Annotated in this window: 22 protein-coding genes; 16 read left to right on the top strand and 6 right to left on the bottom strand. The window is 62.1% G+C overall.

Annotated features, from left to right (window positions below):
- Positions 1-160: 160 nt before the first annotated feature.
- The gene (locus A3AY_RS0125095) at positions 161-937 is read right to left on the bottom strand and encodes an amino acid ABC transporter substrate-binding protein (protein WP_018328431.1); all 777 of its coding nucleotides are present in this window, start codon (positions 935-937) and stop codon (positions 161-163) included.
- A 295-nt stretch (positions 938-1,232) separates the two neighbouring features.
- Here A3AY_RS0125095 and A3AY_RS0125090 point away from each other — a divergent pair, with 295 nt between their 5' ends.
- The 4 genes from A3AY_RS0125090 (at position 1,233) to ispG (ending at position 4,992) form a co-directional block, all read left to right on the top strand.
- Positions 1,233-2,015, top strand: coding sequence for a DeoR/GlpR family DNA-binding transcription regulator (locus A3AY_RS0125090; RefSeq protein WP_018328430.1), 783 nt, complete (start codon positions 1,233-1,235; stop codon positions 2,013-2,015).
- Positions 2,012-2,392, top strand: a complete 381-nt coding sequence (locus A3AY_RS0125085; protein ID WP_018328429.1) for a VOC family protein — start codon at positions 2,012-2,014, stop codon at positions 2,390-2,392. The genes A3AY_RS0125090 and A3AY_RS0125085 overlap by 4 nt, the downstream gene beginning before the upstream one ends.
- 31 nt (positions 2,393-2,423) lie before the next feature.
- Complete coding sequence (locus A3AY_RS0125080) at positions 2,424-3,617, top strand: MFS transporter (RefSeq protein WP_018328428.1); 1,194 nt, start codon at positions 2,424-2,426, stop codon at positions 3,615-3,617.
- A gap of 121 nt (positions 3,618-3,738) precedes the next feature.
- Positions 3,739-4,992, top strand: coding sequence for a flavodoxin-dependent (E)-4-hydroxy-3-methylbut-2-enyl-diphosphate synthase (ispG, locus tag A3AY_RS0125075; RefSeq protein WP_018328427.1), 1,254 nt, complete (start codon positions 3,739-3,741; stop codon positions 4,990-4,992).
- A 1-nt stretch (position 4,993) separates the two neighbouring features.
- On the opposite strand, the gene A3AY_RS0125070 is transcribed toward ispG, so the two are convergent.
- The 3 genes from A3AY_RS0125070 to A3AY_RS0125055 form a co-directional block, all read right to left on the bottom strand.
- Positions 4,994-5,635 carry a LysE family translocator gene (locus A3AY_RS0125070; protein ID WP_018328426.1) on the bottom strand — a complete coding sequence of 214 codons (642 nt, stop codon included), beginning with the start codon at positions 5,633-5,635 and terminating at the stop codon, positions 4,994-4,996.
- Between the two features lie 265 nt (positions 5,636-5,900).
- Complete coding sequence (hisC, locus tag A3AY_RS0125060) at positions 5,901-6,956, bottom strand: histidinol-phosphate transaminase (protein WP_018328425.1); 1,056 nt, start codon at positions 6,954-6,956, stop codon at positions 5,901-5,903.
- A 3-nt stretch (positions 6,957-6,959) separates the two neighbouring features.
- Positions 6,960-7,874: a polyprenyl synthetase family protein gene (locus A3AY_RS0125055; protein ID WP_018328424.1), complete on the bottom strand. Its 915-nt coding sequence runs from the start codon at positions 7,872-7,874 to the stop codon at positions 6,960-6,962.
- A gap of 132 nt (positions 7,875-8,006) precedes the next feature.
- Here A3AY_RS0125055 and mtgA point away from each other — a divergent pair, with 132 nt between their 5' ends.
- The 4 genes from mtgA to A3AY_RS0125035 all read left to right on the top strand — a co-directional run bounded on the left by mtgA (position 8,007) and on the right by A3AY_RS0125035 (position 10,453).
- Positions 8,007-8,783, top strand: a complete 777-nt coding sequence (gene mtgA / locus A3AY_RS0125050) for a monofunctional biosynthetic peptidoglycan transglycosylase (RefSeq protein ID WP_018328423.1) — start codon at positions 8,007-8,009, stop codon at positions 8,781-8,783.
- 79 nt (positions 8,784-8,862) lie between these two features.
- Positions 8,863-9,510 carry a glutathione S-transferase family protein gene (locus tag A3AY_RS0125045; RefSeq protein ID WP_018328422.1) on the top strand — a complete coding sequence of 216 codons (648 nt, stop codon included), beginning with the start codon at positions 8,863-8,865 and terminating at the stop codon, positions 9,508-9,510.
- 159 nt (positions 9,511-9,669) lie between these two features.
- Complete coding sequence (rpmF, locus tag A3AY_RS0125040; RefSeq protein ID WP_026203804.1) at positions 9,670-9,855, top strand: 50S ribosomal protein L32; 186 nt, start codon at positions 9,670-9,672, stop codon at positions 9,853-9,855.
- A 190-nt stretch (positions 9,856-10,045) separates the two neighbouring features.
- A complete protein-coding gene (locus A3AY_RS0125035; RefSeq protein ID WP_026203803.1) occupies positions 10,046-10,453 on the top strand; it encodes a hypothetical protein in 408 nt (135 codons plus the stop codon).
- A gap of 47 nt (positions 10,454-10,500) precedes the next feature.
- Here A3AY_RS0125035 and phaR read toward each other — a convergent pair whose 3' ends face one another.
- Positions 10,501-11,082: a polyhydroxyalkanoate synthesis repressor PhaR gene (gene phaR, locus A3AY_RS0125030; protein ID WP_018328419.1), complete on the bottom strand. Its 582-nt coding sequence runs from the start codon at positions 11,080-11,082 to the stop codon at positions 10,501-10,503.
- Between the two features lie 226 nt (positions 11,083-11,308).
- Between phaR and A3AY_RS0125025 the strand changes: the two genes are divergently transcribed.
- The 8 genes from A3AY_RS0125025 (at position 11,309) to gfa (ending at position 20,590) form a co-directional block, all read left to right on the top strand.
- Positions 11,309-12,490, top strand: a complete 1,182-nt coding sequence (locus A3AY_RS0125025) for an acetyl-CoA C-acetyltransferase (RefSeq protein ID WP_018328418.1) — start codon at positions 11,309-11,311, stop codon at positions 12,488-12,490.
- 126 nt (positions 12,491-12,616) lie between these two features.
- Positions 12,617-13,342: a beta-ketoacyl-ACP reductase gene (gene phbB, locus A3AY_RS0125020; protein WP_026203802.1), complete on the top strand. Its 726-nt coding sequence runs from the start codon at positions 12,617-12,619 to the stop codon at positions 13,340-13,342.
- A gap of 699 nt (positions 13,343-14,041) precedes the next feature.
- Positions 14,042-17,107 (top strand): helicase-related protein, encoded by a 3,066-nt coding sequence (locus A3AY_RS0125015; protein WP_018328416.1) that lies wholly within the window; start codon positions 14,042-14,044, stop codon positions 17,105-17,107.
- Positions 17,108-17,111: 4 nt separating this feature from the next.
- Positions 17,112-17,525 (top strand): RNA-binding S4 domain-containing protein, encoded by a 414-nt coding sequence (locus A3AY_RS0125010; RefSeq protein ID WP_018328415.1) that lies wholly within the window; start codon positions 17,112-17,114, stop codon positions 17,523-17,525.
- Between the two features lie 203 nt (positions 17,526-17,728).
- The gene (gene fdxA / locus A3AY_RS0125005; RefSeq protein ID WP_018328414.1) at positions 17,729-18,067 is read left to right on the top strand and encodes a ferredoxin FdxA; all 339 of its coding nucleotides are present in this window, start codon (positions 17,729-17,731) and stop codon (positions 18,065-18,067) included.
- A 413-nt stretch (positions 18,068-18,480) separates the two neighbouring features.
- Positions 18,481-19,050: a CarD family transcriptional regulator gene (locus A3AY_RS0125000; RefSeq protein ID WP_018328413.1), complete on the top strand. Its 570-nt coding sequence runs from the start codon at positions 18,481-18,483 to the stop codon at positions 19,048-19,050.
- A gap of 198 nt (positions 19,051-19,248) precedes the next feature.
- Positions 19,249-19,887 carry a metallophosphoesterase family protein gene (locus tag A3AY_RS0124995; RefSeq protein ID WP_018328412.1) on the top strand — a complete coding sequence of 213 codons (639 nt, stop codon included), beginning with the start codon at positions 19,249-19,251 and terminating at the stop codon, positions 19,885-19,887.
- 127 nt (positions 19,888-20,014) lie between these two features.
- Complete coding sequence (gfa, locus tag A3AY_RS0124990; protein ID WP_018328411.1) at positions 20,015-20,590, top strand: S-(hydroxymethyl)glutathione synthase; 576 nt, start codon at positions 20,015-20,017, stop codon at positions 20,588-20,590.
- Between the two features lie 71 nt (positions 20,591-20,661).
- Here the strand turns inward: gfa and typA are convergent, their stop codons facing one another.
- Positions 20,662-22,491 carry a translational GTPase TypA gene (gene typA / locus A3AY_RS0124985; RefSeq protein ID WP_018328410.1) on the bottom strand — a complete coding sequence of 610 codons (1,830 nt, stop codon included), beginning with the start codon at positions 22,489-22,491 and terminating at the stop codon, positions 20,662-20,664.

Genomic DNA, 22,491 nt, shown 5'->3' with positions numbered 1-22,491 from the left:
AGAACGAAGCGGCGAAACCGGTAACGGCCCCTCATCCGCCCCTCACCCTAGCCGTCTCCCCGCGAACGGGGAGAAGGGACAAGCGGCAGCCTCCGTCGTCCCTTCTCCCCGTTCGCGGGGCGTTCACAGGGCTTGGGGAAACTGATCCACCTCAGTCGCGTTACTTCGAAACGTCGGCGCCGAAATACTTTTTCGAAATCGCGTCATAGGTGCCGTCGGCCTTGATGTCGGCCAGCGCCTTGTTGATCGCGTCGAGAAGCTCCGGCTCGCCCTTGCGGATGATGATGCCGGAATAGTCGGCATTCGCCTGCTCGGCGGCGATCTTCACCGGAGCATCCGGCTTGTGCTTCTTGAAATCGAGGAAGGACAGGCTGTCGTTGATCGTCGCATCGGCACGGCCGGTCAGGACGAGCTGGATCGACTGATCGAAGCCATCGGTGCCGACGAGTTCGGCGCCGGAGGCCCCTGCCAGCTTGCCGAAGTTGCTGGTCAGCGACTGCGCGGCCTTCTTGCCCTTAAGGTCGGGGAAATCCTTGATCTCCTCATTCTCTGCCTTGACGATCAGAACGGCCTTGGAGGCGATGTAAGGCTCTGAGAAATCGTACTTCTTCTTGCGCTCCTCGGTGATGCCCACCTGGTTGATCACGGCGTCGTAGCGGTTGGCGTCGAGACCGGCGATCAGCCCGTCCCACTTGCCTTCGAGGAACTCGGCCTTGACGCCCAGCTTGCTGGCGATCGCTTCGCCGATCTCGACGTCGAAGCCGACGAGCTTGCCGCTTTCGTCGTGATAGGTGAAGGGTGCGTAGGTGCCTTCGGTGCCGATCTTCAGCGCCCCGGCCGACTTGACGGCCTCAAGGTTTTCGCCGGCAAAGGCCGGAGCGATCGAAACCAGCTGCGCGATGGCGGCGGCGGCGAGAAGTGTGTGAACCCATTTCATTGTCTTTTTCCATCTTTCTGTCCGGCCCGTCGCCGGTGTGAGAGGACAATCGCATATGGTCCCGCCGCCCACAGCGCACAAAACTTCAATTGTGCGACGCAACAGCGAAAGGTTTTTCTCAATTTCCGGGCGTTTCCACGCAAAATTGGCGCCGATCGCTCAAATTCAAGGCGGCTTGCCGGTTTTCGCGGCAAATTTTTCCAGAAGCGATCACAAATCGGTTGAAGTGCCAGGAAAACCTGTGTATGCCTGTTTGTGCCGATTTATCCGTAATCATGCACGATGTGGCCGAACCATGCAGGCAGAACTGCTTCTTCAACAACGTCAACGGCTGATCCAGGACCGCCTGCGGGCGTCCGGGCGGGTGCTGGCTGTCGATCTCGCGCAGGAATTCAACGTCTCCGAAGATACGATTCGCCGTGATCTGCGCGAGCTTGCCGCCGCAGGGCTTTGCGAGCGGGTCTATGGCGGCGCGCTGCCGGTTTCGCCCGGCAGCACGACCCTTGCCCAGCGTGTCGGCGAGGCGCCGGAGCGCAAGGCGGCACTTGCCGCTGCCACTCTTGCCTTCATCAAGCCGGGAACGACCGTCTTCTTCGACGCAGGCTCCACAAATCTGGCGATTGCCGAGGCGCTTCCGGACGATCTGGAGCTGACGGCGGTGACGAACACGCCGCTGATTGCCGCCGCACTGATGGACAAGCCAGGGGTTGATCTGATCGTCATCGGCGGCAAGATCGACCGGCGTGTCGGCGCTGCGGTCGGCGCCAGGGCGCAGCGCGACATCGAGACGCTGCGACCCGATCTCTGCATTCTCGGCGCCTGTGGCGCCGATATCGACGCCGGGCTGACCGTCTTCGAATACGAGGATGCCGAATTCAAGCGGCTTGTCGCGCTCGGCAGCGCATCGGTGCTGGCGGCAATCACCAACGACAAATTCGCGACCTCGGCGCCGCACAGGGTCATCGCGGCAGCTCAATGCTCGGCGCTCATTGTCGAGCACGATGCGCCGGCAGATGCCGTCGGTCGCTACGAAGCGGCCGGCATTGTCATCGCCCACGCCCGAAAGACCAAGGCATGAGGATAGCTCACGTCGCCCTCTGGACAGCCGACCTCGACGGCCTCTGCCGTTTCTGGGCCGACACGTTCGGCGCGGTCGTGGGTGATCTCTACGAGAGCGCCCGCCGCCCCGGCTTTTGCTCGCGCTTCCTGACGCTGAAGGGCGGCCCCTCGATCGAGGTGATGCAGGGTCCCTGGATCACGCGAGAGGTGCTTCAGGAACGGCAGGGCTACGCCCATCTTGCGCTGTCGCTCGGAAGCCGGAAGGCCGTGGATGCAATGGCCGCGCAGGCGGCGGCTTCAGGAATTCTCATCTCTCCCGCCCGCATGACGGGCGATGGCTTCTACGAGGCGGTCCTGAAGGACCCCGATGGCAACCTCATCGAAATCACGGTTTGAATCCGGCAGTGGATTGCACAGGAAAAAGATCATGGCTCAGCAAAGCACAATCCAGCAGCAGGCCGCCGTCCGCTCGGGCTATATGCCGAAAACCCGCCTGGCGGTGTCGCTGCTATTCCTGATGAACGGCTTCGTCACCGGTAGCTGGGCGCCGAAGATCCCGGAGTTCAAGGAGAAGCTCGGCATCGGCGAAAGCGTGCTCGGCCTGTTGATCCTCGTGTTCGGCATCGGTTCGCTGGTGCTGATGCCGATCGCCGGCGGCTTCATTGCCCGGCTCGGCTCGCAGAAGGTCGTGAAGGTTACCGCCATCATCCTGTCGCCGCTTCTCCTGCTCCTGACGCTTTTGCCGAATGTCTGGACGGCGGCGATCGGCATGTTCCTGCTCGGCGGCTTCGTCGGCGCCATGGATGTGGCGATGAATGCCAATGCGGTCGAGGTGGAGAAGTCGATGCGCCGGGCGATCATGTCGTCCTGCCATGCCTATTGGAGCCTTGGCGGTCTCATCGGTTCGGCAAGCGGCGGTGTCATCATGGCGCAATTTGGCGTGTTGCCGCACGCGATCCTCGTCACGCTGTTCTGTCTTGTGGTGCTTGGCCTTGCCTGGCCGATGATTCTCCACGACCGGCCGCATCCCGATGTCGCCAGGCAGAAACTGCGTCTGCCGAAGACGCCGCTTCCCTGGCTGATCGGTCTGGTGGCGCTGTTTTCGATGGTGCCGGAGGGAAGCGTTCTGGATTGGGGCGCGCTCTACCTGCGCAACGAACTCGGCGCCTCGGTCGCCCTGTCCGGCTTCGGCTTTGCCGCCTTTTCCGCGACCATGGCGATCATGCGCTTTGCCGGCGATCACGTGCGCGACCGCTTCGGCGGCGTGAAGACCCTGCGCGTCTGCACGCTGACGGCACTGGTCGGCCTCGTCCTTGCCGGTCTTGCGCCCAACGCGCCGCTGGCCATCATCGGCTTTGCGCTGGCCGGCGTCGGCATTTCCAACATGGTGCCGATCGCCTTTTCCGCTGCCGGCAACATGCCGGGACTGGCCCCGGGCATCGGGCTGTCGGTCGCTACCTTCATGGGTTACTCCGGCATGCTGTTTGCGCCGTCACTGATCGGCTTCATCGCCGAGCACACCGGTTTTTCGATCATCTTCACCTGCATTCCGGCCTTGTTCATCGTGGTGCTTCTCCTGTCGCATCATGCGGTTCACGCCGATCCGAAGGGGCACGACTGAGGTCAACATGCGGCCTTGCGGTCATCAATTCGCCGTCAATCCATGATGTTGCCGTTGACAAGGCGGCCTTCCTCATCCACCTCAGGGGAAATCGCCGCAACAGCACGTGCAAGGGGCTTTCATGTCTTCCGCCTTCGATTTTGATCCGCAGCCGCGCCGCGCCTCCGTTGCCGTCGATGTCGGTGGCGTGATCGTCGGGGGATCTGCACCCGTCGTCGTGCAGTCGATGACCAATACCGACACGGCAGACGTCGACGCCACCGTTGCGCAGGTCGCGGCACTGCATCGTGCCGGCTCCGAACTGGTGCGCATCACCGTCGATCGCGACGAAAGCGCTGCCGCCGTGCCGAAGATCCGCGAGCGGCTCGAGCGCCTCGGCCTCGACGTGCCGCTGATCGGCGATTTCCATTATATCGGCCACAAGCTGCTCGCCGACCATCCGGCCTGCGCCGAGGCGCTGGCAAAATACCGCATCAATCCCGGCAATGTCGGCTTCAAAGACAAAAAGGACAAGCAGTTCGCCGCCATCATCGAGCGCGCCATCGACTTCAACAAGCCGGTGCGCATCGGCGTCAACTGGGGCTCGCTCGACCAGGAACTGTTGACGCGGATGATGGACGACAACCAGGCCCGGGGATTTCCGCTGACGGCCAGCCAAGTCACGCGCGAGACCATCGTACAGTCGGCGCTGATCTCGGCGGAACTGGCCGAGGAAATCGGCCTGCCGCGCAACCGCATCATCCTCTCGGCCAAGGTCTCGAACGTACAGGACCTGATCGCCGTCTATGCGATGCTGGCCGCCCGTTCCGACCACGCGCTGCACCTCGGCCTGACCGAAGCCGGCATGGGCTCAAAGGGCATCGTCGCCTCTGCCGCCTCGCTCGGCATCCTGATGCAGCAGGGCATCGGCGACACGATCCGCATTTCGCTCACCCCCGAGCCCGGCGGCGACCGCAGCCGCGAGGTGCAGGTGGCGCAGGAACTGTTGCAGGTCATGGGCTTCCGGCAGTTCATCCCGGTCGTTGCCGCCTGTCCCGGCTGCGGCCGCACGACCTCGACGGTGTTCCAGGAGCTTGCCCGCAAGATCGAGGACGATATCCGCCGCAACATGCCAGTCTGGCGTGAAAAATATCCGGGCGTCGAAGGCCTGAAGGTTGCGGTCATGGGCTGCATCGTCAACGGCCCGGGCGAAAGCAAGCATGCCGATATCGGCATCTCGCTGCCCGGCACCGGCGAGCTTCCGGCCGCCCCGGTCTATATCGACGGCAAGAAGGCGATGACGATCCGCGGCACCAATATCGCCGGCGATTTCGAGGCGCTGGTTTCCGACTACATCGAGAAGCGCTTCGGCCGGGGCCAGGCGGCCGCCGAATAGGCTACAGTTTGGCCGTCAGCAACCTCAATCCGGCAAAGGCGAAGAAACCGGCCATCGCGCCTTCGATCCCGCGCCGCGCCTTGCGGTAGACCCGGTTCACCGCGCCGAGTGAAAACAGAAGCGCAAAGCCGGTGAACACCGCGACGCCGAGCACCATGCAGCCGGCGATGAATGCTGCGGTGACACCGACCGGTGCGTCCTTCGGCATCCCCAGCGAGACAAGCATGATCCAGTTGAAAATGGCCTTCGGGTTCGTCAGGTGGATACCCAATCCCTTGAGGTAGAGCCGGTGCAGGGAGGGCGCAACCTCATTCTCCGCGATGTCTTTCGGTGGCTCTTTTCGAAGTGCCGCCCTCAGCGCGTTCAACGCCAGCCAGAGCAGATAGAGACCGCCGGCTATCTTCAGGATGACCAGCGCCTGGCCGTAGGAGCGGATCAGCGCGGAAAGCCCCGCGGCCGTCAGCATCGCCCAGATGTAGGAACCGGTCAGCACGCCCAGCGCCAGCGCCACGCCGGAGCTTCTCCCGCGACTGATCGACGTGCCGATGATGGCAAGCACGGCCGGGCCTGGCGAGGCGGTGGCGATCAGATAAGCGCCCCAGGCGACCATGAGTTGCGGCAGATAAGGCAAGAGGTAGGACATAGGTGATTTTCCGATGGTTTTTTCGGCGCCACTATGCCCGTTATTCCTTTCGGTGAAACAGGCATTTTGTCGTGGCGACAATATTTTCTGCCGTTGCCCCTCCGAAGACCAGCGACAGGCCCGCCTTGCGGCCTGGCTCAGCTCGCGATGACGGCGAGGATAGCGGGCCGCGCGAGGCGTTGGCGATCATAGGCGGGACGTCGGACATCGGGACCGCACCTTGTTGCAAAGGTTGAAGCGACCCGTACCGCGCGAACGAAAGCCGTCAGAGAATGTCTTCCAGTGCCGCAATGAGCGCATCGCACTGCTCCGGCGTGCCGATCGAGATGCGCAGGAAATCGGAAATACGCGGCTCGGCGAAGCGGCGCACGAGCACCGCCCGCTCGCGCAGGCCCTTTGCCAGTGCCTCGCCGCTGTGGTCCGGGTGACGGGCAAACACGAAGTTGGCCTGCGAAGGCAGCACCTCGAAGCCCCGCTGGCGCAGTGCACCGGAAACGCGGTCTCGCGAGGCGATGACGGCATGGCGCGTCTCGTCGAACCACGCGGTGTCTTCGATGGCGGCGGTGGCGCCCGCCTGCGCGATGCGGTCCAGCGGATAGGAGTTGAAACTGTCCTTGACGCGCTCCAGCGCATCGATCAGTGGCCGCTGGCCAATGGCATAGCCGACCCGCAGACCCGCCAGCGAGCGCGACTTGGACAGGGTGTGGATGACCAGCAGATTGTCGTATTTCCGGGTGAGGGGGATCACGCTCTCGCCGCCGAAGTCGATATAGGCTTCATCGATCACCACCGGCTGCTCGGGATGCGCTGCAAGAAGGGTCTCGATCGCCGACAGCGGCAGGCCGATGCCGGTGGGCGCATTCGGGTTGGGCAGGATGATCGCGCCGCAGGGACGGTCATAGTCACCGATGTCGATGCCGAAATCGTCGTTCAGCGGCACGTCGACGGCCTCGATGCCGAACAGGCGGCAATAGGTCGGGTAGAAACTGTAGGTGACGTCGGGATAGAGCAGCGGCTTCTCGTGCTTGAGAAGCGCCACGAAGGCATGTGCCAGGACCTCGTCGGAACCGTTGCCCACAAAAACCTCGTCCGGCGAGACGCCGTAGGTCCTGGCGATCGCTTCGCGCAGTGCAAGCGCGCTCGGGTCCGGATAGAGCCTCAGCGTATCGGCCACGGCCGCCTGCATGGCGGCGATTGCCTTCGGCGACGGACCATAGGGGTTCTCGTTGGTGTTGAGCTTGACGAGGTTGGCGATGCGCGGCTGCTCGCCTGCCGTATAGGGCTTCAGCGTGCCGACGATCGGCGACCAGAACCTGCTCATCGGTCAGCTCCTGCGATTGGCGACGAAACGGGCGGCCTCGTTGAGAACGTCCGCCCGCTCACCGAACGGCTCAAGCAGCGTGGCAGCTTCCTGCACCAGCCGGGCGAGCTGGGCCTCGGTCCAGTCCTTCCCGTGCAGGGCAACGAGCGTGCCCTTGCCGCGGGCAGCGTCCTTGCCGGTCGCCTTTCCCATCGTCTCGGCGTCGGCCGTCAGGTCGAGAAGGTCGTCGGCCAGCTGGAAGGCGAGGCCGATCTTTTCGCCGTATTGCCGCATCAGCCGCCGATCGGCATCGGAGCTGCCGGCTATGATGGCGCCGGCCTCGCAGGCAAAGCGGATCAGCGCGCCGGTCTTCATCGCCTGCAGCGTGGTGATGCCTGTCTCGTCGAGCGCTAAGCCTTCCGCCGCGAGGTCGAGGGCCTGGCCTCCGGCCATGCCGCCGATGCCGGAGGCACGCGCCAGTGCCAGGACCAGCTCGGTCTTCTGCCGGTCCTGAAGCCCTGTTTCGGGTGCGGCGATGATATCGAAGGCGAGCGTCAGCAGGCTGTCGCCGGCCAGGATCGCGTTTGCCTCGCCATGGGCGATATGCACGGTCGGCTGGCCGCGGCGCAGATCATCATCGTCCATGGCCGGGAGATCGTCATGGACCAGCGAATAGCTGTGGACGCATTCCAATGCCGCGCCGATGCGCAGTGCCGCCTGCGCATCGCCGCCGAGAAGGGCCGCGCTCTCCATCACCAGGAACGGACGCAGGCGCTTGCCGCCGTTCAGCACGCCATGGCGCATGGCCGCCAGCAACGGTTCCGGCCGGGCGATTTCATCCGGTTGTGCCGTGTCGGTGAGAATACCGGCCAGACAGGCCTCGACCTCTGCAGCATTGTTCTTCAGGCGGATTTTGAAGGATGCGGAGTTTTCGCTCATGCGGCGCTCTTTGGCATGACAGTTAGGCCGCTGGCAACGGGATTTTACCATATCGGCAGGCGACGGCCCTGCTGTCGGTACAGGGCAGAGAAAACCGTTCAAATTTGGCCGTTCTTGCTCTATGAGAATTTTATGGATTATCAGGCGGGCGCTTCAGGGGTGGACATCGTACCGGAGACTCGGGAAGAGGAGGAAGACGTGTCTTCCAGCCGTTCGCGAGGGTGGCGCGATATCTTGCGCCGGCACTGGCGCCGTATGCTTTTGATCGCGGCCGCCATCGTCCTCCTGCCTTATGTCTTGATCATCCTCTATATCCCCAGCTTCATTCACCCGATTTCGACGCTGATGCTGCGCGATCTCTTGTTTCTGCGCGGTTATGACCGCCAATGGGTCTCCTTCGACGAGATTTCTCCCAATCTCGTGCGGTCGGTGATGATGTCGGAGGACGGGCAGTTCTGTCTCCATGATGGTGTCGACTGGGTGCAGATGCGCGGTGTCGTCACGGATGCGCTGGAAGGCGAGTCCACCCGCGGCGCCTCGACGATCCCGATGCAGACCGCAAAGAACCTGTTTCTCTGGAACGGCCGCTCCTTTATCCGCAAGGGGATGGAACTTCCCCTGGCGCTCGTCGCGGATTTCGTCTGGAGCAAGCAGCGGATGATGGAGCTTTATCTCAACGTCGCGGAATGGGGTCCCGGAATTTATGGCGCCGAAGCTGCGGCTCGCCACCACTTCGGTGTTTCTGCCGCCAAGCTCACGCGCCGCCAGGCCGCGATGCTGGCTGTCGCATTGCCCAATCCGTTCGAGCGCAATGCAGGCAAGCCCGGCCGCGGCCTGCGGCGGCTCGCCTCCGTGATCGAGCGCCGTGCCGGCCGGTCCGGCGAATATATCAAATGCCTTTATGAATGAGATCAGGCCTTTTCATTGGCGCTGAACGTGGCTTTCCCTTTATAGCGTGAGCCTCATTCACGAGGATTGGAGAACACCGGTGACCAAGCTCACGCTCTATGTCGGCAACAAGAACTATTCCTCCTGGTCGCTTCGGCCCTGGCTGGCGCTGGAAGCCTGCGGCGTGCCTTTCGAGGATGTCGTCATCCCCTTCGATTTTGAGGCCGGCAATCCGAAGTTCAGGGATATTTCGCCGACAGGGCGGGTTCCGGTTCTGCATCATGGCGATATCCGCGTCTGGGAATCGCTGGCGATCATCGAATATGTCGCCGAGCTTTTCCCGCAGGCCGGCCTCTGGCCGGAAGATCCGGCCGAAAGGGCGGTCGCCCGCAGCTATTCCATGGAGATGCTCTCCGGTTTCCGGGCGCTACGCGGCGCCTGCCCGATGAACATGCGCCGCGAAAAGCGGGCGATCAACCTGCCGAACGATGTCCTGGGCGATGTCGAGCGGATCGAGACGATCTGGCGCGAGGCCGTGGCCCGCTCCGGCGGCCCGTTCCTGTTTGGCCGCTTCACCGCCGCCGACGCCATGTTTGCTCCCGTCGTCAACCGGTTCGAGGTCTATGACCTTACCCGCAATCCCGGCTCGCTCGCCTATATGGATGCGGTGAAGACGCACCCTGCCTTTGCCAAGTGGCAGGAGGCGGCGCTGCAGGAAACCTGGATCGTGCCGGAGGACGAAGCGTGATTCGTCCCGCCGCCGGTTATCATGAAAAAATACCTGTGGGGACTGGTCAAACGCCTGCGAGGCATGTATAAGCCCGGCAAATTCCGAGATTGACATCTGTTTGTCCCGGCCAACGGTCTGGCCGCTCAACAGAGTTTTGCCCGATAAGTGGAGTATGAAATGGCTGTACCGAAAAGAAAAACAAGCCCGTCCAAGCGCGGTATGCGCCGTTCCGCTGACGCGCTGAAGGCTCCGACCTATGTCGAAGACAAGAACTCCGGCGAACTGCGCCGTCCGCACCACATCGACCTGAAGACCGGCATGTATCGCGGTCGCCAGGTTCTGACCCCGAAGGCTTCCGCTTAATCAGCGTTGCCGTCAGGCTGAAGTTTTGAAGGGCTGGCTTTCGCTGGCCCTTTTCTGTTGTCTGCTTGCCAGCTGGCTGATTGCGGCGTTCCTTCCAGACGGTCATTTTCTTGACCATGACCGTGCTGTAGGCAAATATCGATCGACGTCCGGCCGCGCGGCCGGTGCCATAAATTGGGAGCCATTGCCGATGATCGCCGCCATTCCGTTGCTGATCCTGCCGTTCATTCTCTACAATCTCGGAATGGTCGGACTGCTGGGAAGCGGCGGTGTCGCGGTCTTCGAAAGCACCGTCCTGTCGATGACGATGCTCTCGGGCGCCGTCTGGACGATGAGCGTCGGCGATCTCGTGATCGTCATCGCGCTCGTGCTGTTTTTCGTCGAAATCCTCAAGGCGACCCGTGTCAGTTCCAAGGCCTTGATGGATCACCTGCTGTCGATGATGCTGTTCATCGTCTTCCTGGTGGAATTCCTGCTGGTCGCCAATGCGGCGACGCACACCTTCTTCATCCTGATGACGATCAGCTTCATCGATGTGATTGCCGGCTTCTCGGTGTCGATGCGCAGCGCCGGCCGGGATGTCTCGATCGGACTGTAAGGATCAAGGCCAGTGCCGCGCCTTCGGCAGGCGCGGCAAAGGCTGGATCAGCCGAGGTTTTCCAGCTTCGTCTGCAGCGCGCGAAGCTGTTCCTTCAACTCGTCGATGTCCTTGGCTTCGGCCTTGCGCGGCTCCCTGGCCTGCGGTGTCGCTGCCATGAAGGGCGAGAACATCTGCATCGCCTGATGGAACAGCTCGGTATTGCGCCGGACCTGTTCCTCCACCAGTTGCAAGGGAACCGCGAGGTTCTTGCCGAGCGGCGTGTCGCCGAAGGCCTTGTTGATCTGCTCGCGCATCTGCACCTGCTGGTCGGTAAAGGCCTGCATCGAATGTTCCAGATAGCTCGGCACCACCATCTGCATCTGGTCGCCGTAGAAGGAGATCAGCTGGCGCAGGAAGGAAATCGGCAACAGCGTGTTGCCGGTCTTGGATTCCTGCTCGAAAATGATCTGCGTCAACACCTGATGCGTGATGTCCTCGCCTGATTTCGCGTCAAGGACGGTGAATTCCTCCCCCTTCTTGACCATGACCGCGAGATCGTCGAGCGTGACGTATGTACTGGTTCCGGTATTGTAGAGCCTCCGGTTGGCGTATTTTTTGATAACGATCTGGCCGTCGTGTTTTGCCATCAGGGTCTCCTCCCCATGCTCCCGTCTTTATTGAGTTTTTCAGAGTATCCGTAAAAAACCTGTTCTGACAATCTCTTTGTGCAATGCGACGACGCAGGTGCAAAATTTCTTTTCGCGTCTGGATTGTGGATCGGAAAAGGCAGTCGCTGCATTATGGCGTTTGACTTGGGCGTTGACCTTTGCCAGTCTTCGACAGTTGCGAAAAAAATGAACGAGGAAATATCTGATGAGCACTCCCTCTATCGTCATCGCCAGCGCCGGCCGCACCGCCGTCGGGTCTTTCAACGGGGCATTTGCCAATACGCCCGCCCACGAACTCGGCGCGGCGGTCATCAAGGGTGTGCTCGAGCGCGCCGGCGTCGATGCCGGCGAAGTGGACGAGGTGATCCTCGGTCAGGTTCTGTCGGCCGGCGAAGGCCAGAACCCGGCCCGCCAGGCTGCGATCAAGGCCGGCCTTCCGCAGGAAGCCACCGCCTGGGGCATGAACCAGCTCTGCGGTTCCGGCCTGCGTGCGGTTGCACTCGGCATGCAGCAGATTGCCACCGGTGACGCCAAGATCATCGTGGCCGGCGGCATGGAGTCCATGTCGCTGGCGCCGCATTGCGCGCATCTGCGCGGCGGCGTCAAGATGGGCGACTTCAAGATGGTCGATACCATGATCAAGGACGGCCTGACTGATGCCTTCTACGGCTATCACATGGGCACCACCGCCGAGAACATCGCCAAGAAATGGCAGCTTTCGCGCGACGAGCAGGACCATTTCGCGCTTGCCTCGCAGAACAAGGCCGAAGCCGCCCAGAAGGACGGTCGCTTTGCCGATGAAATCATTCCGTTCGTCGTCAAGGGTCGCAAGGGCGATGTCACCGTCGATCAGGACGAATATATCCGCCACGGCGCCACGCTGGACTCGATGGCAAAGCTGCGCCCGGCCTTCGACAAGGAAGGCACCGTCACCGCTGGCAACGCCTCCGGGCTCAACGACGGTGCGGCCGCAACGTTGCTGATGACCGAGGAGGAAGCCGGCCGCCGCGGCATCCAGCCGCTGGCCCGGATCGTCTCCTGGGCAACCGCCGGCGTTGATCCGCAGATCATGGGCACCGGTCCCATCCCCGCTTCGCGAAAGGCGCTGGAGAGGGCAGGCTGGTCGGTTGGCGATGTCGAGCTTGTCGAGGCCAACGAGGCCTTTGCGGCGCAGGCCTGCGCGGTCAACAAGGATCTCGGCTGGGATACGTCGATCGTCAACGTCAATGGCGGCGCCATCGCCATCGGCCATCCGATCGGCGCGTCCGGCGCCCGCATTCTCAATACGCTGCTGTTCGAAATGAAGCGCCGCGGCGTATCCAGGGGGCTTGCAACACTCTGCATCGGCGGCGGCATGGGCGTTGCCATGTGTGTCGAACGGCTGTGACAATCATCCGCTAGTCAAACCGCTCCGGCCCCGTGGCCGGGGCAAATTCACGAGCAAGAGCCGGAACAATCGTGCCCGCATCTGCGAGCACAGGCATCTGGCCAGAAACCTAAAAGGGAGAGACGGATGAGCAGAGTAGCATTGGTCACTGGCGGTTCGCGCGGCATCGGCGCGGCCATATCCATTGCCTTGAAGGACGCAGGATACAGGGTTGCCGCAAACTATGCCGGCAATGACGAAAAGGCTCAGGCCTTTACCGCCGAAACCGGCATCCCGACCTATAAATGGGACGTTTCCGACTATGCGGCTTGCGCTGCCGGCATCGCCAAGGTCGAGGCCGATCTCGGCCCGATCGAGGTTCTCGTCAACAATGCCGGCATCACCCGCGACGCCATGTTCCACAAGATGACGCCGGAGAACTGGAAGGACGTCATCGATACCAACCTCAGCGGCCTGTTCAACATGACGCACCCGGTCTGGACCGGCATGCGCGACCGGAATTTCGGGCGCGTGATCAACATTTCCTCGATCAACGGCCAGAAGGGCCAGATGGGCCAGGCCAATTATTCGGCAGCGAAGGCCGGCGATCTCGGCTTCACCAAGGCGCTTGCGCAGGAGGGCGCTGCCAAGGGCATCACCGTCAACGCCATCTGCCCCGGCTACATCGGCACCGAAATGGTCCGCGCCATCCCCGAAAAGGTTCTGGCGGAACGCATCATTCCGCAGATTCCCGTCGGCCGTCTCGGCGAACCGGAAGAGATTGCCCGTATCGCCGTGTTCCTGGCCTCCGACGACGCAGGCTTCATCACCGGTTCGACGATCTCTGCCAATGGCGGCCAGTTCTTCGTCTGACCGCGGATTGCCCTCGTGCTTTGCGAACGGCGCCCTTGTGGCGCCGTTTTGCATTGTCGGGCGATCCGCTCCCGCTTGCACGTCTCAGATGGGATATTCGGATTCGGCGAAAAAATTAAAGCGGCGGCCGGAATCTGGCAAAAGACTCAATTTTTCCTATGGTTAAATATTCGTTGCACCCACAATATCTTGTAGGGAACAAATCGGGAAATTCGCGGTGCCGGCGATTCGTCGCCGATTCGTTCAGCCTTTGACCGCGGCCTCGCCAGTCGCTGCGCCGACGGCGAGCCGATTAACCAAAGTGGTAAAATTTTTCTGAATTTTCAGCAGTTTGGATTCTGAATCTCACAGCCTGCGCGGCCCGATGAGGCTAACTGCCACGGGTCGTTCTTCCAAGGATCAAGCGATTCAGCATGTGGTGCGAATCCGACTTAGTAAATCAATATCTAGCAGTGAACAAACAATGAATCCAGGCGAGTCAGCGATTCGTCTCCGATTCGTTCCGTGGCTGTTCCGATTCCGGTAAATGCGGGTGGAAATGCAGGCCGCGAGTCCCATTTGCAGTATTTCATGCTCCGGCACCCTTGCGTTTGTGTCGTTGCGTGGGCATGTGTGCTGCGCCGGTTGAAACGGCTTTCCGCCGTGAATGGCCTTCGCAGAGTGAAAGTGCGCAGGATCGATAAAGTGCGTGACCAACCCATGATCTTGAGCGGCCGCGGTGTGATCGCGGTCCTCGGCCCCACCAATACCGGCAAGACGCATTATGCGATCGAGCGCATGGTCGCGCATGAATCCGGCGTGATCGGATTGCCGCTCCGGTTGCTTGCCCGCGAGGTCTATACGCGGCTGGTCGAAAAGGTCGGCGCCCACAACGTCGCGCTGATCACCGGCGAGGAGAAGATCGCGCCGCATATGGCGCGCTTCTCGGTCTGCACCGTCGAGGCCATGCCGCGCGAGACCAAGGCGGCATTCGTCGCCATCGACGAGGTGCAGCTCGCCGGCGACCTCGAACGCGGCCACATCTTCACCGACCGGTTGATGCATCTGCGCGGCAGAAGCGAAACCCTGCTTCTCGGCGCAGCGACCATGCGACCGATCCTCGAGCAATTGCTGCCGGGCATCACCGTCGTCGAGCGGCCGCGGCTGTCGCAGCTTCTCTATGCCGGCTCGAAGAAGATCACCCGCTTGCCGCAGCGCACGGCGATCGTCGCCTTCTCGGCGGAAGAGGTCTATGCGATCGCCGAACTGATCCGCCGCCAGAGGGGTGGGGCAGCCGTCGTGCTCGGCGCCCTGTCGCCGCGCACGCGCAACGCGCAGGTTGCACTCTACCAGGCGGGCGATGTCGAATATCTGGTCGCGACCGATGCGATCGGCATGGGGTTGAACCTCGATGTCGATCACGTCGCCTTCGCCCAGGATCGAAAATATGATGGCTATCAGTTCCGCAATCTCAACCCCGGGGAACTGGCGCAGGTCGCCGGCCGCGCGGGGCGGCATATGCGCGATGGTACCTTCGGCGTCACGTCGCGGGTAGAGCCGTTCGACAACGAGCTTGTCCACCGCATCGAATCGCACCAGTTCGACCCGGTGCGGGTGCTGCAATGGCGCTCGAAGGCGGTCAGCTTCGCCTCGCTTGCGGCTTTGAAGAAAAGCCTCGATGCCGCACCCACGGTAAACGGCCTGACGCGGGCTCTGCCGGCCGTCGACCAGCAGGCGCTGGACTATCTTTCGCGTTTTCCCGAAATCACCAGTGTCGCAACGACACCGGAGCGTGTAGAAAAACTCTGGGAGGCCTGTGCGCTTCCCGACTATCGTCGTATAACCCCGGCGCAACACGCCGATCTGATCTCGACGATCTATGCCGATCTCGTCCGGCGTGGCACAGTGAACGAAGATTTCATGGCCGAACAGGTTCGCCGCGCGGACCAGACGGATGGTGAAATCGACACATTGTCCGCGAGAATTGCACAAATCAGGACATGGACCTATGTGTCTAACCGTCCAGGGTGGCTTGCCGATCCGACACACTGGCAAGAAAAGACGCGGGAAATCGAAGATCGATTGTCTGACGCGTTACATGAAAGGTTGACGAAACGCTTTGTTGATCGCAGGACATCTGTGCTCATGAAGCGCCTGAGAGAGAATGCGATGCTGGAAGCTGAAATCAGTGTAAATGGCGATGTCTTCGTTGAAGGGCATCATGTGGGACAATTGGCCGGGTTCCGTTTCACGCTGGCGGCAGTGACCGACGGGCTCGACGCGCGTGCGGTGCAGGGCGCCGCCCAGAAGGCGCTGGCGCTGGAATTTGAAGCGCGCGCCGCGCGCCTGCATGCGGCGGGCAATGCCGATCTGGCGTTGGCTTCCGATGGCCTCGTGCGCTGGGTCGGCGAACCCGTTGCGCGGCTTGCCGCAAGCGACCATGTGATGCGCCCGCGCGTCATCCTGCTTGCCGACGAGCAGCTGCAGGGCAATGCGCGTGATCACGTGCTTGCCCGCATCGAGCGCTTCGTCAACCACCACATCTCGACGGTCCTGAAGCCGCTCGACGACCTGTCGCGTGCCGAGGATCTCGAGGGCCTTGCCAAGGGCCTGGCGTTCCAGCTCGTGGAAAATCTCGGCGTGATGTTCCGCCGCGACGTCGCCGACGAGGTCAAGTCGCTGGATCAGGAGGCACGCGCCTCGATCCGCCGCCACGGCATTCGCTTCGGTGCCTATCATATCTTCATGCCGGCGCTGCTGAAGCCCGCTCCGGCCGAGCTCATCACGCTGCTCTGGGCCTTGAAGAATGACGGCCTGGACAAGCCCGGCTATGGCGAGCTCATCCCGGTTCTGGCGGCTGGCCGTACCTCGGTCGTCACCGATCCGTCTTTCGAGCGCACCTTCTACAAGCTGGCCGGCTTCCGGTTCCTCGGCAAGCGCGCCGTCCGCATCGATATTCTCGAGCGGCTCGCCGACCTCATCCGGCCGCTGTTGCAGTGGAAGCCGGGCACGACGCCGCGTCCGGACGGGGCCTATGACGGCCGCCGCTTCACCGCGACGACGGCCATGCTGTCCATTCTCGGCGCGACCCCCGACGACATGGAAGAGATTCTCAAGGGGCTCGGTTATCGCGCCGACAGCGTAAAGGCCGAGGAGGCTGCGGCATTCCTGGCTGCGCAGGCGGGTGGTGCGTCCGCGCCGGCGGACGGGGCCGCGGTCGAAGCGCCGGCCGAGACGGCCGACCATGACGACGCGGATGCGCCAAGCGAAGAGGCTTCCGAGCCGGTGCCGGAACAGGCAGCGGCCGCTGCGGCCGCTCCGGAGGCGGAAGCTGTCGTCGCCGAACTGGCGGGCGAGCCCGCAGAGCCGGTCGAAGCCAAGCCGGTTCTTCTGTGGCGCCCCGGCGGCCGCAACGACAACCAGCGCTCCGGCGGTCGCCCGCACGGCAACCACCGCGGCGCCGGCAATCGGGCGCATCAGGGTGAAGCCCGCCGCGATGGTGGCGAGCCGCGCCGCGAGGGCGATGGCCGCCGTGAAGCCCGCGGCGATGACAATCGCAAGGGCGGCGGTCGTCCGGACCGCAACCGCGGTCGTGACGGCGGCAAGCCGCAGAATGGTCAGCGCCATGAGAAAGGCGATCGCCAGGATCGTCCCGATCGCAACGACCGCGGCGTAAAGCCGCAGGCCGCCAAGTTCGAGGCACGTCCGCCGCGCAAGGAAAAGCCGATCGATCCGGATTCACCTTTCGCCAAGCTCGCTGCCCTGAAGGAGCAGATGAAGAAATAAGGCCATGAGCGAAAAGCAGCCCCAGTCCCTGTCGGTTCTCCGCCAGCGTCTCGACAAATGGCTGTTTTTCACGCGCCTGCAAAAATCCCGCTCGATCGCCCAGAAGGCGATCGAGGCCGGGCACGTCCGGGTCAACGACGCCCGTGTCACCCAGCCTTCCTTTGCACTGAAAGCCGGCGATGTCGTCGTTCTTTCGCTCGATCGGCGGGATATGACGGTGCGTGTCCTGCAGCCCGGCAATCGGCGCGGTCCCTACGAGGAAGCGCGGCTTCTCTACGAGGATCTGACCCCGCCCCCCGTGCCGGGCGAAAAGCTGAACGCGTTCGAGCAGGCGACACGCGAGCGCGGCAGCGGCCGGCCGACCAAGAAGGAGCGCCGCGATGTGGACCGGCTGCGGCCGGGCTGGCAAGAGGATTAGAAAACTGTCCCTCCACGCGGTGCTTTGGCGTATGGATTATCCTTGCAAAGCCCAGGCAAAGCCTTTACCTGACGGGACAAATGCGCAGTTCTGTTGCGCCGTGATAGGCGTTGGCGGGCTGATATCCTGGATGGATGCGGACAAGCGGGCTTCGCTCTCGATTGCTGTCTGCCATCGAATGTGAGAAATCGCTGGAGTACCTCATGACGTATGTCGTGACCGACAATTGCATACGCTGCAAATATACCGATTGCGTGGAAGTGTGCCCGGTGGACTGCTTCTATGAAGGCGAGAATTTCCTGGTCATTCATCCCGACGAATGCATCGACTGCGGCGTCTGCGAACCGGAATGTCCGGCCGGGGCCATCAAGCCCGATACCGAGCCGGGCCTCGATATGTGGCTGAAAGTAAATGCTGATTTCGCCACGCAATGGCCAAACATCACCGTCAAGAAAGACGAGATGCCGGAAGCCAAGGAAATGGATGGCGTGGAAGGCAAGTACGAGAAATATTTTTCGCCGGAGCCCGGCAAGGGCGACTGATCTTTCAGGCGCTTTCCGCGACGGTTCACAGCGCGTTTTTCCGGTCGCGAAAAGTGGCGAAAATTTGGCAATTGTGGCTTAACCGTGTCCCTGCCGGACAGGTTGGTCTGATCCGTCGTTGTGAAGCAAATTATTGATTTCGACAGTTTTTTATGATAGGGTCGAAAAACTGATCCACATCACGGCACGCGTGTGCCTGAAAACCATCACGAAAGCAAAAGAGTCCTCCGGCGCGGCTGACCCCAAATACGCAACGTCTGTTGCTTGTGTGTGATCGCCACGCAGAGGATCGATTTGATGACCGTTGGCTCGGATCAGCATGGAGTCACCCGACGGTGCCCCCGTCCATCCCGGGCCTGACTGACCCGGCCCCGGCTTGCAGCCGGGAGCGTAACAGGGAGTTTTTGAAACGAATGACGACCCAGCAGAAAAAATCTTCAGCACGCCATGGATTCAAGACCGGTGAATCGATCGTTTATCCGGCTCATGGCGTTGGACAGATCGTCGCAATCGAAGAGCAGGTGGTTGCGGGCATGTCGCTCGAACTGTTTGTGATCGATTTCGAAAAGGACAAGATGCGTCTCAAGGTGCCGGTTGCCAAGGCCGTCAGCATCGGCATGCGCAAGCTGTCCGAAACCGATTTCGTCGAGCGTGCATTGAAGGTTGTCCAGGGCAGGGCGCGCGTCAAGCGGACCATGTGGTCCCGCCGTGCGCAGGAATATGATGCCAAGATCAATTCCGGCGACCTGATCTCGATCGCCGAGGTCGTACGCGATCTCTACCGGGCTGAGAACCAGCCGGAGCAGTCCTATTCCGAACGTCAGCTCTACGAAGCTGCGCTTGACCGCATGGCGCGCGAGATCGCAGCCGTGAACAAGATGTCGGAAACGGAAGCCGTCCGCCTTGTCGAAGCCAACCTCAGCAAGGGTCCCAAGCGCGGCAAGCTCCTCGAAGAAGAAGATGCGCAGGAAGAAGCAGCGTAAAACCCGCTTCCCTCGGTGCCTGCATTCCAAAAGCCCTGTCAGTGATGACGGGGCTTTTTTCATATGTGCCGCGCTTTGTGGGCGATAGCATACCCGTCTGTCACGGATCGTTGTATTCTGCCCCTGAGGCGCATCGCGCCGCTGCGCACTTTTGGGCGACATGCGGCGATGCGGCTTGCCGCAGCGGCGGAATGTCCAATGAGCTATACTTTCGCAATCGGTGACATCCATGGTTGCCTCGAGCCTCTGCGCAAGCTGCTCGCCAGGATCGAGGCTCGCTGGGCTTCCGGAACGACCGTGTTCGTCGGGGACTATATTGACCGCGGTCCCGACAGCCGGGGCGTGATCGCCTTGCTCAAGGCGGGCCCGGCGCGGCCGGATTGGCAATGGGTCATGCTCAAGGGCAATCATGAGGACATGATGGTGGGCGCCTATGCGGGCCGCTATGATCGGGATTGGTGGCTCGACAATGGCGGGCTGGAGACCGAGCTGTCCTACGGCGGCAGGGTGCCAATGGAGGATCTCGTATGGGCCGACCGGCTGCCGCTCATGCATCTGGACGCACACCGCCTCTTCGTCCATGCGGGCGTCAATCCCGATGTCGCGCTCGACCAGCAATCGCCGCAGGACCTGCTCTGGCTGCGGCCGGAATCCTCGGCCTACTACTGGGGCAAGCACCTCTGCCATGGGCATACGCCGTCAAGGGCCAATCCCCGGACTATCGGCAACCGAACGAATATAGACAGTGGCTGCGTCTTCGGGGGCAAGCTGACCTGTGCCGTGTTCGACGATGATGTCGAGGGCGGCCCGGTCGAATTCATCAAGGCGGGCTGGTGAGCACCGCAGCACCCTTTTGAACACGGGGCGACTCCGTGTGGCATCGTGCTATGCTGCGTGTCGAGGCGTTCTGCCGCGATCTGCCGGCGCGGCGGGGCGAAACCATGGCCGGCACTGGGAGGAGAACATGACAGGTACCGTTTCTCTACATCCGCTGATCGACAATGGCGTGCCGCAGGGCTCGCCAGGCTTTAACGGCGGCATTCTCGTCTGCGAATGCACCGACAGGCCCGTGAAGGTCAGGGTTGATGGCGACGTCGCGCATAACCACGCCTGCGGCTGCACGAAATGCTGGAAACCGGCAGGTGCGACCTTCTCGATCGTTGCCGTCGTTCCGCATGACAAGATCACCGTGCTTGAAAACGGCGACAAGCTCGAGGTGGTCGACAAATCGGCGCTGATCCAGCGCCACGCCTGCAAGGGCTGCGGCGTGCACATGTACGGCCCGGTGGAACGCGACCATGCTTTCAAGGGGCTGGACTTTGTTCACCCCGAACGCTTCGACACAGATGGCTGGGCACCGCCCGGATTCGCGGCCTTCGTCTCGTCGATCATCGAAGCCGGCACCGATCCGGCCGATATGAACGCTATCCGCCAGCGCCTCAGCGACCTCGGCCTGCCTCCCTACGACTGCCTTAATCCAGCGTTGATGGACGTAATCGCCACCTGGAGTGCCAGGAAGAGCGGCGTCCTGAAATCCTGATCCGAAAAAATGAAAAGGGCGCTGCGATGGGGGATCGCGGCGCCCTTTTCCATTCAGCGTGAAGCGTCCGCTTATGCGGCGCCGCGCGACTTTTCGAAACGCTTGCGGTCGTTCGAGTCGAGATAGATCTTGCGCAGGCGGATGTTCTTCGGCGTCACTTCGACCAGTTCGTCATCCTGGATCCAGGAGAGGGCGCGGTCGAGGGTCATGCGGATCGGCGGCGTCAGCTTGACGGCTTCGTCCTTGCCTGAGGCGCGCATGTTGGTGAGCTTCTTGCCCTTCAGCACGTTCACTTCCAGATCGTTGTCGCGGGTGTGGATGCCGATGATCATGCCGGCATAAACCTTCTCGCCGGCGTCGATGATCATCGGGCCGCGATCTTCCAGGTTGAACATGGCGTAAGCAACGGACTCGCCGGCGTCATTGGAGAGCAGGACGCCCTGCACACGGCCGCCAATGTCGCCCTTGTACGGCTGGTAGTCGTGGAACAGGCGGTTCATGATCGCCGTGCCGCGCGTGTCGGTCAGAAGTTCCGACTGGTAGCCGATCAGGCCGCGGGTCGGCGCGAAGAACTTCAGGCGAACGCGATTGCCGCCGGACGGGCGCAGTTCCGACATCTCTGCCTTGCGCTCGGACATCTTCTGGACGACGATGCCGGAATGTTCCTCATCGACGTCGATCACCACTTCTTCGATAGGTTCCAGCATCTGGCCCGTTGCTTCGTCCTTGTGCATGACGACGCGCGGGCGCGATACGGCAAGCTCGAAGCCTTCGCGGCGCATGGTTTCGATCAGAACGGCAAGCTGCAATTCGCCGCGGCCGGAGACGTAGAACGAATCCTTGCCTTCGGCTTCTTCAATCTTCAGCGCGACGTTGCCTTCGGCTTCCTTGAACAGGCGGTCGCGGATGACACGCGAGGTAACCTTGTCGCCTTCGGTGCCGGCGAGCGGCGAGTCATTGACGATGAACGACATGGTAACGGTCGGCGGGTCGATCGGCTGGGCATGCAGCGCCTCGGTGACCGAGGGATCGCAGAAAGTGTCGGCAACCGTGCCCTTGGACAGGCCGGCGATCGCGACGATGTCGCCCGCATGGGCTTCTTCGATCGGCGTACGCTCGATGCCGCGGAAGGCGAGGATCTTGGAGATGCGGCCGTTTTCGATCAGCTTGCCGTCCTGGCCAAGAACCTTCACGGCTTGGTTCGGCTTGATCGAACCGGAATGGATGCGGCCGGTGATGATGCGGCCGAGGAAGGGGTTGGCTTCAAGGATTGTGCCGATCATCCGGAACGCGCCGTCTTCTTCGCCGACGCTCGGCTCCGGAACGTGCTTGAGAACGAGGTCGAGAAGCGGCGCGAGACCCTCTTCCTTCGGGCCTTCCGGATTGACGTTCATCCAGCCGTTGCGGCCCGAACCGTAGAGGATCGGGAAGTCGAGCTGTTCGTCGGTCGCATCGAGATTGGCGAAGAGGTCGAAGACTTCGTTGATGACTTCCTCGTGGCGGCCGTCGGGACGGTCGATCTTGTTGATCGCGACGATCGGGCGAAGGCCGACCTTCAGCGCCTTGGAAACGACGAACTTCGTCTGCGGCATCGGGCCTTCCGACGAGTCTACGAGAACAATCGCGCCGTCGACCATCGACAGGATACGCTCGACTTCACCGCCGAAGTCGGCGTGGCCGGGGGTGTCGACGATGTTGATGCGGACGCCCTTCCATTCGATGGAGGTGGCCTTCGCCAGAATGGTGATCCCGCGCTCTTTTTCGAGGTCGTTCGAGTCCATCATGCGCTCGGTCGTGCGCTGGTTGTCGCGGAAGGAGCCCGACTGCTTGAGGAGTTCGTCGACAAGCGTGGTTTTGCCATGGTCAACGTGTGCGATAATCGCGATGTTGCGCATCTTCAT

The sequence above is a fragment of the Rhizobium giardinii bv. giardinii H152 genome (assembly GCF_000379605.1).
Lineage (GTDB): Bacteria > Pseudomonadota > Alphaproteobacteria > Rhizobiales > Rhizobiaceae > Pararhizobium > Pararhizobium giardinii.
The sequence above is the reverse complement of the archived record's forward strand: the minus strand, read 5'-3'. Positions and strand labels throughout refer to the sequence as shown.

Bases quoted from the DNA above. Each gene is read 5' to 3' on its own strand.
- hisC (WP_018328425.1), bottom strand. From the start codon at position 6,956: ATGAGCAGGTTCTGGTCGCCGATCGTCGGCACGCTGAAGCCCTATACG.
- typA (WP_018328410.1), bottom strand. From the start codon at position 22,491: ATGAAGATGCGCAACATCGCGATTATCGCACACGTTGACCATGGCAAA.
- A3AY_RS0125025 (WP_018328418.1), top strand. From the start codon at position 11,309: ATGAGCACTCCCTCTATCGTCATCGCCAGCGCCGGCCGCACCGCCGTC.
- A3AY_RS0124995 (WP_018328412.1), top strand. From the start codon at position 19,249: ATGAGCTATACTTTCGCAATCGGTGACATCCATGGTTGCCTCGAGCCT.
- A3AY_RS0125085 (WP_018328429.1), top strand. From the start codon at position 2,012: ATGAGGATAGCTCACGTCGCCCTCTGGACAGCCGACCTCGACGGCCTC.
- A3AY_RS0125055 (WP_018328424.1), bottom strand. From the start codon at position 7,874: ATGAGCGAAAACTCCGCATCCTTCAAAATCCGCCTGAAGAACAATGCT.
- A3AY_RS0125070 (WP_018328426.1), bottom strand. From the start codon at position 5,635: ATGTCCTACCTCTTGCCTTATCTGCCGCAACTCATGGTCGCCTGGGGC.
- phaR (WP_018328419.1), bottom strand. From the start codon at position 11,082: ATGGCAAAACACGACGGCCAGATCGTTATCAAAAAATACGCCAACCGG.
- A3AY_RS0125090 (WP_018328430.1), top strand. From the start codon at position 1,233: ATGCAGGCAGAACTGCTTCTTCAACAACGTCAACGGCTGATCCAGGAC.
- rpmF (WP_026203804.1), top strand. From the start codon at position 9,670: ATGGCTGTACCGAAAAGAAAAACAAGCCCGTCCAAGCGCGGTATGCGC.
- fdxA (WP_018328414.1), top strand. From the start codon at position 17,729: ATGACGTATGTCGTGACCGACAATTGCATACGCTGCAAATATACCGAT.
- ispG (WP_018328427.1), top strand. From the start codon at position 3,739: ATGTCTTCCGCCTTCGATTTTGATCCGCAGCCGCGCCGCGCCTCCGTT.
- mtgA (WP_018328423.1), top strand. From the start codon at position 8,007: ATGGATTATCAGGCGGGCGCTTCAGGGGTGGACATCGTACCGGAGACT.
- phbB (WP_026203802.1), top strand. From the start codon at position 12,617: ATGAGCAGAGTAGCATTGGTCACTGGCGGTTCGCGCGGCATCGGCGCG.
- gfa (WP_018328411.1), top strand. From the start codon at position 20,015: ATGACAGGTACCGTTTCTCTACATCCGCTGATCGACAATGGCGTGCCG.
- A3AY_RS0125080 (WP_018328428.1), top strand. From the start codon at position 2,424: ATGGCTCAGCAAAGCACAATCCAGCAGCAGGCCGCCGTCCGCTCGGGC.
- A3AY_RS0125000 (WP_018328413.1), top strand. From the start codon at position 18,481: ATGACGACCCAGCAGAAAAAATCTTCAGCACGCCATGGATTCAAGACC.
- A3AY_RS0125035 (WP_026203803.1), top strand. From the start codon at position 10,046: ATGATCGCCGCCATTCCGTTGCTGATCCTGCCGTTCATTCTCTACAAT.
- A3AY_RS0125095 (WP_018328431.1), bottom strand. From the start codon at position 937: ATGAAATGGGTTCACACACTTCTCGCCGCCGCCGCCATCGCGCAGCTG.
- A3AY_RS0125015 (WP_018328416.1), top strand. From the start codon at position 14,042: ATGATCTTGAGCGGCCGCGGTGTGATCGCGGTCCTCGGCCCCACCAAT.
- A3AY_RS0125010 (WP_018328415.1), top strand. From the start codon at position 17,112: ATGAGCGAAAAGCAGCCCCAGTCCCTGTCGGTTCTCCGCCAGCGTCTC.